Origin of the sequence: Methylosinus sp. R-45379, assembly GCF_001644125.1 — a bacterium.
Lineage (GTDB): Bacteria > Pseudomonadota > Alphaproteobacteria > Rhizobiales > Beijerinckiaceae > Methylosinus.
Map to the genome: position 1 here is coordinate 1 of NZ_LUUM01000204.1, position 1,563 is coordinate 1,563.

Below are 1,563 nucleotides of genomic sequence, written 5' to 3' on the forward strand. Positions count from 1 at the left end.
GCCAGGCGGCCGCCGCCGGCTTTCAATTACCCACAAATGCACTCAGCGCTGCCTCCGCGCCTATCTCGATATCGGTTAGGCGCGCGAGGCCGCGCCATATAACAATGCTGCCCGGCGGCGAGTCGCCGGCCCTCGCGAGATAGCCACCCAATCGAGCGAGCTTTATGAGGTAGAAGCTGAGCGTCCCGTGCTCGGCTCGTCGATTGCCGGCATCGCTGACGAGTCGATCAAGCAAGGCGATCTCCTTCTCCGTGAATGCGATCGAGGGCGGGGCCTCAGGCTCGGCCCGCGCCAACATGGTCATCCAGAGAACGCGCCAACTGACGATACAGAAGACCGCCATCAAGTTTGCGAGCCGTTCTGCGGTGCGCAATTTGGATGCTTCGGCCTGGCAGCCCGACTTCAGGACCTTGTGAAACACCTCGATTTTCCAACGCATCGCGTACCAGTTGATCTTCTCGATCGCTTCGGCGCGCCCGCGCACAGGCAGATCTGTGATCAGCTTCCAGACGATCGGCTGGCGGCCTTTGGGCGCATCGCGTTCGATGGCGTGGATGACCGTAAGATCGAGCGCAGGATATCGCTTCTTTTTGCCGATGGGCGGCTGAACGACGATGCGCTTAAACCTGATTTCCAGAACGATCTTCTCAATCTCGCCGTCGGCCGTCTGCACTTCAATGCGATGCAGCCCCTTGAGCCTCGTCGCGTCCATTTCGTCGGCGATGGTGTGGTCGCCATCGCCCGCCAGCCGATCCACGCAGGTCCGCACCAAGAAATGCGAGCCGAGATCGCGCGTCAGGCAGTAGAGTTCGAAAATGTCGCTCTCTCGGTCTCCGACATGGATGAAGCGCGCCGGCTGCCCGAGAAACTCGATCGATTGCCGGAAATTCTCGAGCCACCGAACGCTCTCCTTCTTTTCGATCGGCACACGCGTCGGGTTCACCTTCTTCTTCAGCGCCTTGGTTCCCCTGAATTTCTTGCGCGTCCAGAATTTCACTGCCGCCAAGCCGAGCGGCAGCCCTTCGGTAGTCACCGCTAAACTCGAATGCATGAGCATTCCGCATACCGTGTGATGGCGGATGCGCCCCTGCTTGTCGCGCCCACTGTTGACGCTCTTCGTCACGCCAACGGCGCTCACATTGGCGCGTTGGAACGAGAATTCCGTGGTGTCCTGGAGCAACAAGATCGGGCCTTCGAATTTATCGCAGCGGGCGCGTGTCGCGGCGAAGTGGCCGCTGAGAATGTCGCCCTCATCAACCCGCGCGTTAGAAAGAAACCGATAGGCGGCTTTGGTGTTCGCCCAATCCTGGCAGGCATACGGGATGCTCTCGCCGATGGCGTCGCCGATCTGTTTCAAAACCTCAGCGCATCGTCGACCAAGACGGGGATCTTTGAAAGCGGTTTCGTCTACCTCGCGCTCAGTCCAATGCGGCGACGGCCCTGATCTCCCAGCTCTTGGACGGGAGAAAGTCGTGGAAGAAGCGGTCTTCGAGGACATGGAGCACCTCGCGCAAGCGATTCGGTGCTCGATAACGAATCACAACCGATTCATCCGATTCAACT

General features: G+C 59.7%; 1 protein-coding gene. It reads right to left on the reverse strand.

What is annotated here, in order from left to right; all coding sequences use genetic code 11:
* Nucleotides 1–22: 22 nt before the first annotated feature.
* Nucleotides 23–1,498, reverse strand: coding sequence for an IS4 family transposase (locus A1351_RS08995; protein ID WP_064032809.1), 1,476 nt, complete (start codon nucleotides 1,496–1,498; stop codon nucleotides 23–25).
* Between the last annotated feature and the right edge of the window lie 65 nt (nucleotides 1,499–1,563).

Bases quoted from the DNA above. Each gene is read 5' to 3' on its own strand.
- A1351_RS08995 (WP_064032809.1), bottom strand. From the start codon at position 1,498: ATGTCCTCGAAGACCGCTTCTTCCACGACTTTCTCCCGTCCAAGAGCT.